This is a genomic window from Microcystis sp. LEGE 08355, assembly GCF_015207185.1.
GTDB classification, from domain to species: Bacteria; Cyanobacteriota; Cyanobacteriia; order Cyanobacteriales; family Microcystaceae; genus Microcystis; species Microcystis panniformis.
This window is the reverse complement of the sequence record NZ_JADEXI010000071.1, coordinates 1-12995: the sequence shown is the minus strand read 5'-3', so window position 1 is coordinate 12995 and position 12995 is coordinate 1. Positions and strand designations below refer to the sequence as shown.

General features: G+C 36.2%; 12 protein-coding genes and 1 CRISPR repeat array. Of the genes, 9 read left to right on the top strand and 3 right to left on the bottom strand.

Features of this window, described 5'->3' with window-relative positions:
* Positions 1-363 precede the first annotated feature (363 nt).
* The 3 genes from IQ242_RS05790 to IQ242_RS05780 all read right to left on the bottom strand — a co-directional run bounded on the left by IQ242_RS05790 (position 364) and on the right by IQ242_RS05780 (position 2430).
* A complete protein-coding gene (locus tag IQ242_RS05790) occupies positions 364-783 on the bottom strand; it encodes a type II toxin-antitoxin system VapC family toxin (RefSeq protein ID WP_193959328.1) in 420 nt (139 codons plus the stop codon).
* Entirely contained in the window at positions 780-995 is a 216-nt protein-coding gene (locus IQ242_RS05785) for a hypothetical protein (protein ID WP_123230032.1), read from the bottom strand. The genes IQ242_RS05790 and IQ242_RS05785 overlap by 4 nt, the downstream gene beginning before the upstream one ends.
* Before the next feature lie 808 nt (positions 996-1803).
* Positions 1804-2430 carry a hypothetical protein gene (locus IQ242_RS05780; protein ID WP_193959327.1) on the bottom strand — a complete coding sequence of 209 codons (627 nt, stop codon included), beginning with the start codon at positions 2428-2430 and terminating at the stop codon, positions 1804-1806.
* Between the two features lie 482 nt (positions 2431-2912).
* On the opposite strand from IQ242_RS05780, the gene ltrA reads away from it, so the two are divergent.
* The 9 genes from ltrA to IQ242_RS05735 all read left to right on the top strand — a co-directional run bounded on the left by ltrA (position 2913) and on the right by IQ242_RS05735 (position 12895).
* Positions 2913-3890 (top strand): group II intron reverse transcriptase/maturase, encoded by a 978-nt coding sequence (gene ltrA / locus IQ242_RS05775; RefSeq protein ID WP_103672759.1) that lies wholly within the window; start codon positions 2913-2915, stop codon positions 3888-3890.
* A 2-nt stretch (positions 3891-3892) separates the two neighbouring features.
* Complete coding sequence (gene cas1 / locus IQ242_RS05770; RefSeq protein ID WP_228020843.1) at positions 3893-4999, top strand: CRISPR-associated endonuclease Cas1; 1107 nt, start codon at positions 3893-3895, stop codon at positions 4997-4999.
* The gene (cas2, locus tag IQ242_RS05765; protein WP_002757558.1) at positions 4999-5274 is read left to right on the top strand and encodes a CRISPR-associated endonuclease Cas2; all 276 of its coding nucleotides are present in this window, start codon (positions 4999-5001) and stop codon (positions 5272-5274) included. Before cas1 (IQ242_RS05770) ends, cas2 begins: the two co-directional genes overlap by 1 nt.
* An 89-nt stretch (positions 5275-5363) precedes the next feature.
* Positions 5364-8034: a CRISPR direct-repeat array (repeat unit 35 nt; unit sequence GTTTCCATTAATTAAACTTGCTAAGAAGTTAAAAG).
* A 475-nt stretch (positions 8035-8509) separates the two neighbouring features.
* Complete coding sequence (gene cas1, locus IQ242_RS05760) at positions 8510-9514, top strand: CRISPR-associated endonuclease Cas1 (protein WP_193959326.1); 1005 nt, start codon at positions 8510-8512, stop codon at positions 9512-9514.
* Between the two features lie 62 nt (positions 9515-9576).
* Positions 9577-10149 carry an NYN domain-containing protein gene (locus IQ242_RS05755; protein ID WP_190717921.1) on the top strand — a complete coding sequence of 191 codons (573 nt, stop codon included), beginning with the start codon at positions 9577-9579 and terminating at the stop codon, positions 10147-10149.
* 44 nt (positions 10150-10193) lie between these two features.
* Positions 10194-10781: a hypothetical protein gene (locus IQ242_RS05750; RefSeq protein WP_193959325.1), complete on the top strand. Its 588-nt coding sequence runs from the start codon at positions 10194-10196 to the stop codon at positions 10779-10781.
* 60 nt (positions 10782-10841) lie between these two features.
* A complete protein-coding gene (locus IQ242_RS05745; RefSeq protein WP_103672755.1) occupies positions 10842-11039 on the top strand; it encodes a hypothetical protein in 198 nt (65 codons plus the stop codon).
* An 8-nt stretch (positions 11040-11047) separates the two neighbouring features.
* Positions 11048-11530: a hypothetical protein gene (locus IQ242_RS05740; RefSeq protein ID WP_103672754.1), complete on the top strand. Its 483-nt coding sequence runs from the start codon at positions 11048-11050 to the stop codon at positions 11528-11530.
* A gap of 120 nt (positions 11531-11650) precedes the next feature.
* A complete protein-coding gene (locus tag IQ242_RS05735; RefSeq protein ID WP_193959324.1) occupies positions 11651-12895 on the top strand; it encodes a ThiF family adenylyltransferase in 1245 nt (414 codons plus the stop codon).
* Positions 12896-12995: the final 100 nt, after the last annotated feature.

Below are 12995 nucleotides of genomic sequence, written 5' to 3'. Positions count from 1 at the left end.
ATTCGTTAAGTGAGGGGAGAATTGAAACCGACCATGTACACAACCCGATCCTTAGAGAGCGATCGATGACGGAACCTTAACTTGGTTTGAGCTGCTCACTTAACGAATTTTTCGAGGTTCTCACTTAGCGATTCGTTAAGTGAGGGGAGTGGACATAACCCGATCCTTAGAGAGCGATCGATGACGGAACCTTAACCTGGTTTGAGCTGCTCACTTAACGAATTTTTCGAGGTTCTCACTTAGCGATTCGTTAAGAGAGGGGAGTGTACAAGACCTTATCGTTAGGCAGCGATCGATGACGCAGTAATCATCTTTCTGGGGGAGCAAATGATTTATCGAGTATTAACACGGAACAATTACAGATTAGAGAAACCAATTTTCAATCACTAAACCTTCTAAATCTTGAAAATCATCAACATTATTGGTAACTAAAGTCAAATTGTTGGTAAAAGCAATAGACGCTATCTGACCATCGACAAAAGCAGGACTCTTACCGAATTTAGACAATCTTGACCTTTCCCGTGCGTGATATTGGGCTGATTTTAAGTCATAATCTAATAAAGGTAGATTGGCTAAAATAACGTTATTTACATAATCCTCTAAGTCTTGGCGTTTTTTAGACAGAGGAAGTCGAAAACAACCAAATAATAGCTCATGGATTACCAGAGTAGCTGTGGCTATTTCCCGTTTAGATAATCTTAGCTTCGTCATGACCTTCTGATTCGGGTCAGGTCGTTTAGCCTCTGACAAAATATTAGTATCTAGCAAATATTTGAGAGTCATAAACGAACATCTCTCCCCGTTGACTTGTCGCGTAAATTATCAAAACTATCATCATCAATACTTGCCAAATCTACTCTTTGTCTAAAATCTTGCAAGGCTGACCAAAAATTATTAACCTCTCTAATTTCTACTAATAACTCTTCATTATCAGGAAAATCAACTTCCTCTAATAACTCAATAGTTTTGCCTTTTTTAATTCCTTTAACTAACATAATATCAACTCCTTTTAAGCTTAACTAGCTACCAGCAAAAATTGTTTCATCAATAGAATTATAGCACTTAATAGAATAATTGAAGATTTCGGGAGTCACAGCGCTCCGAATTGTCAGAAAGATTGAGGAAAAATTAAAATTTTATTCCGTTCAAACCATGTAATTATCCCTACCTAAAGGTAAGCGCACCTAAAACGCTATTGACAATTAGCCAATTTTGTGAGCAGCATGGGCATTTCAAGTGACGAAGGTTTTTGTTGATACGGCAGTTTGGTTCGTTAAGTGAGGGGAGAATCACTCGGACAGTGGACAAGACCTTATCGTTGGGCAGCGATCGATGACGAAAGATTAACGGAAACGTAAGAAAGTATCGAGAACGGCCAACTTTAATCAAGGTCAATATTCTGTTTAGATGTTAGTCACGACGATTGAAAATTGGTATATAATTCAACTAATTACAAATCGTTATCTTGAGGGGCTTTGCCATCGGGAGTGCAGATGACTTACCTATCCCAAAAACCTCTGTACCTCGTTGATTTGACACTCCCGTTGCACGACATAAATTTTCCATCCTTTCACCGAAATTCCTCCTTACAATGATAGTTAGAAATTAGGAGATTTATCCTTATCATCGAGAAGTCAGTTAATTTTTATTTATGATTTAATCGAAGAATGGAAATTTGAGATGGTCTGGGAAAATGTAGCCCCTCTAAATGAAGAAAATCAAGAGCTTATCCTACTGAATTAGTAGGGCAACCTCCTGAACAGTATGGAGATAAAAATTATTAAATTTTATTCTATTTTGATGTCAACTCTTATCAGGGAATTTCTCTGTGAGAGTTTTGCCAAAATAATATTGACACCAAAACTCAGCAATTTCTGCGACTAAAGGAGCGGATTCAGAAGTTAGTCCACTGCCACAGCTTGAGTTATAGCGTTCAGCATAATCTCTCGCCATTTGGTAACTCCAATAAGGATAATCTGAACTTGTCATACAGCGCAGGGCATCTTCAATTATTAAGGCATATTTGTTATTGATGACACGAATTTGTGTTCCAAATCTTATGTGTCTTTCCCAACCTTGAATTTGTTCTAGTTGGGTTAACAATTTATGCAAATCCTGCCGTTTCTCTGGAGTTGGATATTCTAGGTAATCTTCCATTTTTTCAACAGTATGGTTAATTAGTTGGCAGTGTTCTGTCCAGGCTTCTTCTCCAAGAAAAGACCTGGTAGTTTGATTAGATTCCATCTGTTTGACTACCAATTTAGCTAGGTACAGTGCAAAATTAGCGGCGGCTTCCTTTTCTTGGCAAAGACTTTTGAGACTGGTGAGCCTTGTGACATTGAGGGCATATTTGGTTTGGTATAGTTCCCTCGCTGTCTCAACCAATTTGCGAATTTTAGGAGCAATATTCTTATTAGTTTTAGTATCCATTATTCGTTTCTCATTATTTTTATTATGCCTTCTTAACGGTTCTTAGTTACTTGGTATGATTCGATCAGGGGGCAGAAATCGACTAAATCCTTATCTGGCAAGAGATTTAATTGATTAGTTCGCTCTAGATCAAAAATACTTGATAAAAATCGCCAAACGTCTTTCTCTATAAGGGTTTCATCTCTTATAACCCCAGTCCATTGTACAACACAAACCGAAGAACCTGTTACATTTGATAAATTGAGGAGTTGATTAAAATTTATCCATATAACCGACCTACTGTTCTGTATTATCATTATACCATTTTCACACAGAACCTAGAAGATACTCCAATTTCTCAAGTCCTTACCTAGCTTACTCTTGAGTGGCTTTATTCTAAACTCCAGTCTCTATCCGAATAAGGAAGGGGTTGATTAGGGAAAGAGGTCATTCCGAGAGATTTATAGAATCATCTTGATTCTATTTTTCTTGGGATTTGCCTGATGATAACCATCGTTAACGACTTTCTCAATTTGTCTAACTTCCAACAAGCTTGGTTGAAAGTCAAAGAAAATAACGGTTGTGCGGGAGTTGACGCTGAAACCATTGATGATTTTGCTCAAAATCAAGATTTTAATCTTGTTCAATTAAGAGAAGCAGTCGCTAATAGCACTTATTGCCCTCACCCTTACAAACAAGTCAAAATTCCTAAAGAAGGAGGTAAATGGCGAGAATTAAGAATTCCAACCGTTAGAGAACGAATTGTTCAACAAGCTCTTTTAAATGTGCTTGCTCCTCTGGTTGAACCTCATTTTTCTCCTTGTAGTTTTGCTTATCGTCCTAATCTATCTTATATTCAGGCGGTAGAAAAAGTCGCTGATTGGCGTGATCTCGGATATCGATGGGTGTTAGATGCAGATATCGTTCAGTATTTCGATAATATCGATCATCAGATATTGCTTGTCCAATTACGTCAATATATCGATCACCCTGGTATTTTATGTCTGATCAAAGCTTGGATTTCTTCAGGCATATTAAGCGAGCAAGGATTGAATTTACCAAAGAAAGGAATACCTCAAGGCTCGGTTATTTCTCCTTTGCTTGCTAATATCTATTTAGATAAATTTGATCACACTATTGCTAATTCGGATATTAAATTAGTACGCTATGCAGATGATTTTTTAATTTTAGCTCGTACTCAAGAAAGAATTAGACAAGCTTACTCGGAAGTTGTTGATCTACTTGATTCTCTTAAGCTCAATATTAATCGTGATAAAACCCAAATTACTGACTTTGAACACGGGTTTTGTTTTTTAGGTCATGGCTTTTTAGAAAATGCTATCTTTCCTGTAGATAAACCCAAGAAAAAACAAGGAGATCGGAAAACACAGAGAGTCGGCGAATATTTATCAACTGGAAAAAAAAAAGTTCAGACGCAGAAGAGTTACAACCAGAAAAAGAAGAAATATCTCAGCAATTAATCATGTCTTCTGTGGAAATTAAAACCCTCACTAATACTTCCAATCCAAAGCAACAACAAATACAAGTTGCGCCACGTCCTCAAAAAAATGTTTGGAATCAGACAATGGCTACATTATATTTACTAGAACAGGGAACAAGCTTGTTGAAAGAACAGTTTCGGTTTCTTATTCATGTACCAGACAAGGATAAAATAGAAGTCCCCATTCGAGATGTGGAAAGAATTCTTCTGTTTGGCAATATTAATTTATCTACTCCAGCGATCGCTACCTGTTTAGAATCACGAATTACTGTCTTGTTCCTCAGTCTTTCTGGGCGATATAAAGGACACCTTTGGAGTAAAGAAGCATCTAATTTGAATGTGGAATTACTACAGTTTCAACACCAGAATGATCACCAATTTCAATTGAATACATCCAAAGCTATTGTTCGAGGCAAGTTAATCAATTCTAAACAGTTATTACTAAGATTAAATCGTCAGCGCAATATTTTAGATATTGAACAAGCAATTTCAGGGATTAATACCGATCTTGAAGCTTTAAAGTTGGTAGATAATATTGACAGTTTACGAGGTTACGAAGGGATTAGTGCTGCTCGCTATTTTTCCGCTTTGGGACAATTAATAATCAACCCAGACTTTAATTTTTCTCAACGTCATCGTCAACCTCCAACTGATCCAGTCAATGCTCTTTTAAGCTTTGGCTACACTCTTTTATTTAACAATGTTCTCAGTTTAATTATTGCTGAAGGTCTTTCTCCTTATTTGGGTAACTTTCATTATGGTGAAAAGAAAAAACCTTATTTAGCTTTCGATTTAATGGAAGAATTTCGGTCGCCCATTGTTGATAGTTTAATGTTAACTTTATTTAACCAATCTATCCTAAAATCTAAAGATTTTGAATCTTTAACTGAAAAGCCAGGAATCTATTTAACTGAACAGGGGAGACGACTATTCCTGAATCAATTTGAGAAGCGAATGACTGAAAAAGTTACCCACTCTCAAATTTCATCTCAGATTTCTTACCGAGAAGCCATTCAATTACAAATTCGGCTGTATAAACGTAGCTTGCTGTCATCTATAGCCTATGAACCTTTCTTTCGAGCCTCCTAATGTTAGTATTAATTGTTTACGATATTCCTGACAATAAAAGACGCACTAAATTATCTAACTTTCTGGAAGGATACGGTAAAAGAGTACAGTTTTCTGTGTTTGAGTGCTTTTTATCTTTAGCGGAAATGCGAGAACTTTATGAAAAAGTCAAAAAAAAAGTTAAACCAGAAGAAGATAATGTTAGATTTTATTGGCTCTCAAAAGATGCTACCTCAAAAACTTTAACTATCGGTAGCAAACACCCTGAACCCCCTCCACAATATTATGTAATCTAGAAAAAACAAAATCTTATCTCTCACCTTTATTAGTAAAAAAATCTCCTTAGAAAATTAAAGTAGGAGATTTTTTATTCACTAATCGTTAGCTTCACATTAATTAAACTTGCTAAGAAGTTAAAAGGCTTTTGGTTTTGGTTTTTTGGTATTTATGGAGCCTTTTGTTTCCATTAATTAAACTTGCTAAGAAGTTAAAAGTTTTGAGGATCGTAACATGCTGAATGGCCTCCTTTCGTTTCCATTAATTAAACTTGCTAAGAAGTTAAAAGTTATTGGTATTTTTCCATTGTTTCTGGCGCACTGTGTGTTTCCATTAATTAAACTTGCTAAGAAGTTAAAAGAAGATACAACTCCGACCAGCAGCGTCGGAATTGGCAAGTTTCCATTAATTAAACTTGCTAAGAAGTTAAAAGAAATGGATACGGATAGCAGAAGTTTCTGCCACTCGATACAACGTTTCCATTAATTAAACTTGCTAAGAAGTTAAAAGACCCAAGGAGATCGTGTTTATGTCACAAATCTATACCGTTTCCATTAATTAAACTTGCTAAGAAGTTAAAAGAAACATTGTTCAACAATTTATGCCAACTGGCATCAAGTTTCCATTAATTAAACTTGCTAAGAAGTTAAAAGAAGTACTTTCGGACTATTACACTTGCAAACCCGAACAAGGGTTTCCATTAATTAAACTTGCTAAGAAGTTAAAAGAAAAAACAATAAACCTTTGTCATGCAAAGGTTTGGCGTTTCCATTAATTAAACTTGCTAAGAAGTTAAAAGCTTGTGCAAAAAAAAACATTTTCGGCGCAATTCCCTGCGTGTTTCCATTAATTAAACTTGCTAAGAAGTTAAAAGTTTAAATGGTACGATTGGGCGGATACTATATTACCCATCTTCGTTTCCATTAATTAAACTTGCTAAGAAGTTAAAAGATGAAAAAAATTGCCGGTTTGTTTTTCGCTTCCGCTTCCGTTTTAAGTTTCCATTAATTAAACTTGCTAAGAAGTTAAAAGCACCTCTAAAAACCCCGAGCTTGAAGACGAGGGTTTCATCGTTTCCATTAATTAAACTTGCTAAGAAGTTAAAAGCCGATCAGAGCATGATTCTCCGACGTAACCCCGACGTTTCCATTAATTAAACTTGCTAAGAAGTTAAAAGAGGACGACCTACCCAACGACTACGGACCCCGGGTTCTATTGTTTCCATTAATTAAACTTGCTAAGAAGTTAAAAGGTCTACGAACAAACGTTCAGTTTAAGCCTCCCAACGGGTTTCCATTAATTAAACTTGCTAAGAAGTTAAAAGAAAGTCCCTGCCTTAATTAGTTATTAGCTTGTCTGGTGTTTCCATTAATTAAACTTGCTAAGAAGTTAAAAGGAATATTGTATCGCATTCTTGCAATACGGAATTGGAGAAAGTTTCCATTAATTAAACTTGCTAAGAAGTTAAAAGTTGGACGGCTGAGGAAAGCCAAGGCTTTGTCAACATGTTTCCATTAATTAAACTTGCTAAGAAGTTAAAAGTCTTGAAACTCTGCGATACGACAAGGCCTACAAAGTGGTTTCCATTAATTAAACTTGCTAAGAAGTTAAAAGGGCGACCACGGCATCATGTAGCCCGTTGGCTTCCTTTCGTTTCCATTAATTAAACTTGCTAAGAAGTTAAAAGCCCTCACTAGAAACAATATACTGGCCATCTACCTAGGTTTCCATTAATTAAACTTGCTAAGAAGTTAAAAGGTTTCTAGTGAGGGACGCCCGCTTTAGGGATATTTCGTTTCCATTAATTAAACTTGCTAAGAAGTTAAAAGAGGGGAAGGGGAAGACGAAGAGGGCTTCCTCTTTATTATAGTTTCCATTAATTAAACTTGCTAAGAAGTTAAAAGCTTTTTGACCATTGTCGGCGGATTGTTTGCCTTTTGGTTTCCATTAATTAAACTTGCTAAGAAGTTAAAAGAAACTCGTAATCCCAATCTTTATGGTTGGTTTTTTCGTTTCCATTAATTAAACTTGCTAAGAAGTTAAAAGGATTCTGGGGACCAAGAGAAATTCCCAGAGCAAGAAAAAGTTTCCATTAATTAAACTTGCTAAGAAGTTAAAAGTCCACATATTGCTTAGAAGCCGCATCGCCAGGATCGACGTTTCCATTAATTAAACTTGCTAAGAAGTTAAAAGCGGCCATTTCTAAACGTGACTACCAAAACATGGATGGTTTCCATTAATTAAACTTGCTAAGAAGTTAAAAGAAACGCCGACAAGAACAAGAATCAGTACTAGACCCCCGATGGTTTCCATTAATTAAACTTGCTAAGAAGTTAAAAGTCATGATGGTAAAAATAAGAAAATTTCAAGAGGCCAAAAATGTTTCCATTAATTAAACTTGCTAAGAAGTTAAAAGGTCTTGTTTTTGGCCTAAGAGACCTTTCTTCATTGACAATGCGTTTCCATTAATTAAACTTGCTAAGAAGTTAAAAGAAGAACAAGAGGAACGGATACAACACCAATTGCAGTCAGTTTCCATTAATTAAACTTGCTAAGAAGTTAAAAGATGGATTATTGGTTCTTTTCGTTTCTTTCAGGCGTTTCCATTAATTAAACTTGCTAAGAAGTTAAAAGGGCTAAGGCTAAAGCTAAGGCTAAGCCGCCCGAGCCCAAGCGTTTCCATTAATTAAACTTGCTAAGAAGTTAAAAGAGTACTGCTCACCGTCAAAGTACGGAACAGGCAAAGTTTCCATTAATTAAACTTGCTAAGAAGTTAAAAGACTAGCTTGGCAAAACTAGGCTGTATAAGGATTGTACAGCAATTTTTCGTGGGATATTGAAAAGCATAGACATTATTAATAATGATTCGCAATAGTTACCTCAGTCATAAGGCTCAAAGCCTTGCTGGGCAAGGCATCGACGCACCTCAACGAAAACTCTAGATTTTCAGGCATTGTGTCTAACCCACGAAAAATGTTGAGAAACCCCCCATTCCATCGGCATAAAACAATAGAATTTGTTCCACGCTAATGCCTATGCGATCGGGAGCATCTCACCTTTATAACCCCTAAATCTTTATGTCAAGCTATTTTGAAAGCCTTACTGGAAAACAGTTTTAGGACAAGTATAATTACTCACTTGCATAAATGAGATGCTCCCTATGCGATTCCAGCTTTAGCTTATCTAGTGTGCAAAGCTAGTTTTTGAATATCTTTTTGTCAACTTCAACCCTTAAAGTATATCTTATATTAATTTATGTCCACTTTATATATAGTAGAACAAGGTTCTTCTCTTAAAGTTCAGCACCAACAGTTTCAAATTTTTCAGCAGCAGCAACAACTTTTTAAAGTTCCAGTGAACCAAGTTAAAAATATTATTCTTTTTGGTTACTGTCATTTATCCCATGGTGCGGTACAAGCAGCGCTATTCCATAATATTCCTATCACTTATTATTCACCTCAAGGATATTATTTGGGACATTTACAGTCGGAAATACAAGCCAAAATTACTTATTTAACGCAACAAGTTAAACAAGCAGAAAATAGTGATTTTGTTAACACACAAGCTAATGCCATTGTTCGTGCTAAAGTGCATAATTCGAGAATTTTATTGATGCGTCTTCAGCGTCGTCATCCTAATGAGATAGTGAAAACAGCCGTTATCAATCTCAAAAAAATTATCAATAGTTTAAATAGCGCTGAATCTTTAGAATCATTAAGGGGATATGAGGGAAAAGCTGCTAATATTTATTTTCAAGGTTTAAGTTCTTTATTTCAAGGAAATTTTTCCTTTACCAAAAGAACGATGCGTCCTCCAACAGATCCCATCAATAGTTTACTAAGTTTTGGCTACACTCTTTTATTTCAGCATCTTTTTTCGCTTGTACAACTAACTGGATTACATACTCATTTTGGGAATTTGCATACCTGTCGAGAAAATCATCCTGCTTTAGTTTTAGATTTAATGGAAGAATTTCGCGCTCAAATTGTTGATTCTTTAATCGTTTACTTAGTTAACAAAAATATTTTTTCTCCAGACAACTTTACTAACCCAGATGAACAAGGTGCCGTCTATTTACAGCAAGATTCTCTGAAGAAGTTCCTTAAATATTGGGAAGAAAAACTATCTTTAGAACTTACCCATCCTCAAACTCAACGCCAAGTCAGTTTGCGTAGTTGTTTAGAACTTCAAGTCCAAGAATACATTTCTTGTTTGATGAAAAAGACAGAAAGATATCAACCCATGATTTGGCAAAAATGAAATCGGAAACCCCCTCTTCTTAGAGGGTAGTTTAATGAAATTGGAGTTGAGAGGTTAGCTTTATGACATTTATGCGTCGAGTATTAGTCTTTGCCGATGCCGATAATACCCATATATCTGCTCAAAGTTTTAATCGTAAGATTAATTGGCAAAAAATCCGTGATTATTTAGCCGATCCTCAGGAAGGAAGAGAACTAATTGAAATGGTAATTTATTTGGGTTTACCTCCAGATAAAGAAAGATTTGCTGAACAAAGAAAAACCAAAGAAAAATTTATCTACTGGGCAAAAAGTAACGGGTTTTTAGTTGTTACAAAAGAAGGCAAATCTAAAGGTAATGACTACGAAACCAATGTTGATGTAGTAATGGCGATGGATGCTATTGAATTAGCTTTAGAAATGAAGCCAGATATTGTCGTTTTAGTCACTGGCGATTCTGATTTTGCTTATTTAGCACAAAAACTTAGAAGACGAGGAATGCGAGTTGAAGTCGCTTCTGTCGAACAATCTCTCGGTAACGATTTGAAAAATTCTGCTAATAGTGTTATCGATTTGATAGAGTTATTTGATGATTTTGAAGCCCAAAATGGGACACAAGATTATCATCGTATTGGCAATAACAATGTGTTTGATTAGTTACTTGCATGATGACACACTTTAAACAAACGAATGGAGTAACCGTGAAAATAATTAATGGCAAATTATTTGGTCAACCAAAAGGGGATTTTGATCCCTTCAAGCAACAACTCGAAAAACTTAATCAAGAAGTTGAGAAAGTGCAAAGTTCCTTTGAACAATTAGAACAAACAATAGAACAAACAGAAAACGTAAAGCGAGAAGCATTAATCCGTCAAGTTGAACTTTACGTTCAATACCTGAAAGAAAATTGTGAAAACTTAGAAAATCTCTGGACACAAAGACAAGAAAATCATGCTAAAACTTATCAAAGAGAATTAAAAAGAATGGAACTATTCCTGAAAGAACAAAAGCAACAATTAGACTTTTTAGAAAATAGGAAATTGCCTCAAATTGAAAATAAGTTAACTGCTCTCAAGAAACAAATACCGACAAAATTATTGTGGCTGACTTTTGGTAGTTCACTGATGATTGTAATTATTTATTTTTGCGATTGGTTCGATATTTATCCTTTCAATAAGCACCCACAAAAAACAAAGTCTTCTCTTGTTCATCATGAATTAGTTGAAGAAAACAATCAACTGAAATGTCAAGAAAATTGCTTTGAGTCAAAGACCCAAATAGATTTTTAATCAAGAGCGCACACCAAACATTTCTTGAGGGATTCATTTATTAACAAATCAGGAGTTTTTATGCGAGCAATAGTTAATGGCAAGCTAATTGATTTACCAGAAGGAACAACAGTTGAAGATTTACGTTCTCGACTTCCAGAAATTGGCAATGATGACGTAATGGAAGAAGGCTTTGGTGGCACTAAACCCTTGAAAGATACAGAAGCTCTCAAAGAAGGTTCAAAAGTTTGGACAGTTCCTAAAATTGTAAAAGGATAAAGAAAAAAATGACAATAACTATTAGTAGTAATGCAACTAAATTTACTCTCAATACACGCCTAAGTGCCGAACTAAAATTACTAGACAAAGTAGCCAAAACTATTGTGGTTGGGAGTAAAACAATTGGTGACGTGCAATACACAGCAATTTTAATTAAGAGAATGCCTTTGTCTTCGAGTAAATTCAAAGTTTCTAACTCTGATGTTTTGTTTTTATTACCACCAGATTATCCACGGCTTCCTCCTATTGGCTGCTACCTTAATTATCCTTGGGATACGGTCGGAGAAGGGGATCATCACTTTACTAGACAAAGTTACTACGGCGCACCATTCTTAAGTGAAGAAGGCTGGTATTGGTATTGTGTAGGACTCGGAGGCGGGTTTAACCGAGATAAATGGCTCAATTCTTGGCGACCTAGTAATAATCCCGAAAGAGGACACAATCTCGTTACCCTATTTATCACCGCACGCCACGCAATTAATAACGTCTGACGACAGAAGAAATTCTGATAAAACCCTAGCCTTAAAAGTGTGGGAAAAGGGTAGAAGATTGATTCAAGCAATCTTTCCATCTTCTCTATTAGCTTCATTCATCCCAATAATCAATCAAGCATGAATACTCAACCAAAACCCCAAGATATATTACTACACATCCCTCCCTTAATGTGGAAACAGTTTCGTCAAGCAATGCTGGATGCTCGTCAACACAGAGAAGAAGTAATTGGCTTCTTTTTCTGTCAACGCCATCAGCTATCTAAGAAAAAAGTCAGATATATTCCTCAAGCTTGGGTTGTACCTACTGCTGATTGTTACGAACATCAATCGGCTAGTGGATTGGTACTCAAACAGCAATTTCATCAGTATTTACTAGATACTTATCTGTGCGCTCTCTCGAAGTCCTCCTCTTCAAGTAAAACTCGGAAATTAGATGTAGTTCACATTCATACCCATTTTGGCGATGCTACTCCTTCCTTTTCTTGTGTCGATGATCGCTATGAAGCAGAATACGCTAAGTTTCTCGCTTCTTGTTACCAAGAAAAGCCTCGCTTGATTTCTGGAGTCTTCAATGAGTCCCTAGAAAAATCAAAATTTCGGATTTGGAATCGTCAAGGAACTAATCATACTTCAATTGAATTCTGTCGTTCTTGGTTAACACCAATCAATAGTAACTTTTCTGGCGAAGATACAGAATTAATCTTTGCTCGACAAAAAGTTTTTGGAGAAACTGTACAAAAACACCTGAATCAATTAAAAGTCGCTCTTATTGGTTGTGGCGGTATTGGAGCCGTGTTTGCTGAACAACTGGCCAGATTGGGGGTCAAAAATTGGGTATTTATTGATCATGACCGTTTAGAAACAGTAAATCTCAATCGAATGCCAGCTGCTACTCAAGAAATGGTAGACCAAGGATGGTACAAAGTTCACTATCTTAAATGGTTGATTAAAAGAACTTATGCTATTGGTTCTCATGTTAAAGCCTTATCTCTTTCCGTAGAAGATGAGAAAGCCAAAGCAGAAATAGCGACAGCGGATTTAATCGTCGTCGCTACAGATAATCATCGCTCGCGACAAGTAGCTCAAGAATTAGCTTTAGAGTATGCTCGTCCCTTGGTTTGTTTAGGGACTCATATTGAAGTCAAACCCCATCATCAACCTCGTCTGTATTGTCGTGTAACCGTTCCTCCGCTCGGGGGGGGCTGGTGTTTGATGTGTGGCAATATTATTACCCACATTCCGCACCCTCAACTGTCACATAAGCTGTCCCCCTCCAGAGACTTGAGTAAAAATACTTATCTGGTGAAGGTTTTCTCGGTGGCCGCTAGGGGGATATTGAGACCCCTAATTATGAAAAAATAGGAATTGTTGGAAAACTTAGGCAGTGGGCTGTTCGACCATGAATCAATCAACAGAAATTGAAGTCAAAAATCTAGACCATCTGGGATTAGTAGCCGGAATT

Bases quoted from the DNA above. Each gene is read 5' to 3' on its own strand.
- IQ242_RS05790 (WP_193959328.1), bottom strand. From the start codon at position 783: ATGACTCTCAAATATTTGCTAGATACTAATATTTTGTCAGAGGCTAAA.
- cas1 (WP_228020843.1), top strand. From the start codon at position 3,893: ATGTCTTCTGTGGAAATTAAAACCCTCACTAATACTTCCAATCCAAAG.
- cas1 (WP_193959326.1), top strand. From the start codon at position 8,510: ATGTCCACTTTATATATAGTAGAACAAGGTTCTTCTCTTAAAGTTCAG.
- cas2 (WP_002757558.1), top strand. From the start codon at position 4,999: ATGTTAGTATTAATTGTTTACGATATTCCTGACAATAAAAGACGCACT.
- IQ242_RS05780 (WP_193959327.1), bottom strand. From the start codon at position 2,430: ATGGATACTAAAACTAATAAGAATATTGCTCCTAAAATTCGCAAATTG.
- IQ242_RS05745 (WP_103672755.1), top strand. From the start codon at position 10,842: ATGCGAGCAATAGTTAATGGCAAGCTAATTGATTTACCAGAAGGAACA.
- IQ242_RS05740 (WP_103672754.1), top strand. From the start codon at position 11,048: ATGACAATAACTATTAGTAGTAATGCAACTAAATTTACTCTCAATACA.
- ltrA (WP_103672759.1), top strand. From the start codon at position 2,913: ATGATAACCATCGTTAACGACTTTCTCAATTTGTCTAACTTCCAACAA.
- IQ242_RS05735 (WP_193959324.1), top strand. From the start codon at position 11,651: ATGAATACTCAACCAAAACCCCAAGATATATTACTACACATCCCTCCC.
- IQ242_RS05785 (WP_123230032.1), bottom strand. From the start codon at position 995: ATGTTAGTTAAAGGAATTAAAAAAGGCAAAACTATTGAGTTATTAGAG.
- IQ242_RS05755 (WP_190717921.1), top strand. From the start codon at position 9,577: ATGACATTTATGCGTCGAGTATTAGTCTTTGCCGATGCCGATAATACC.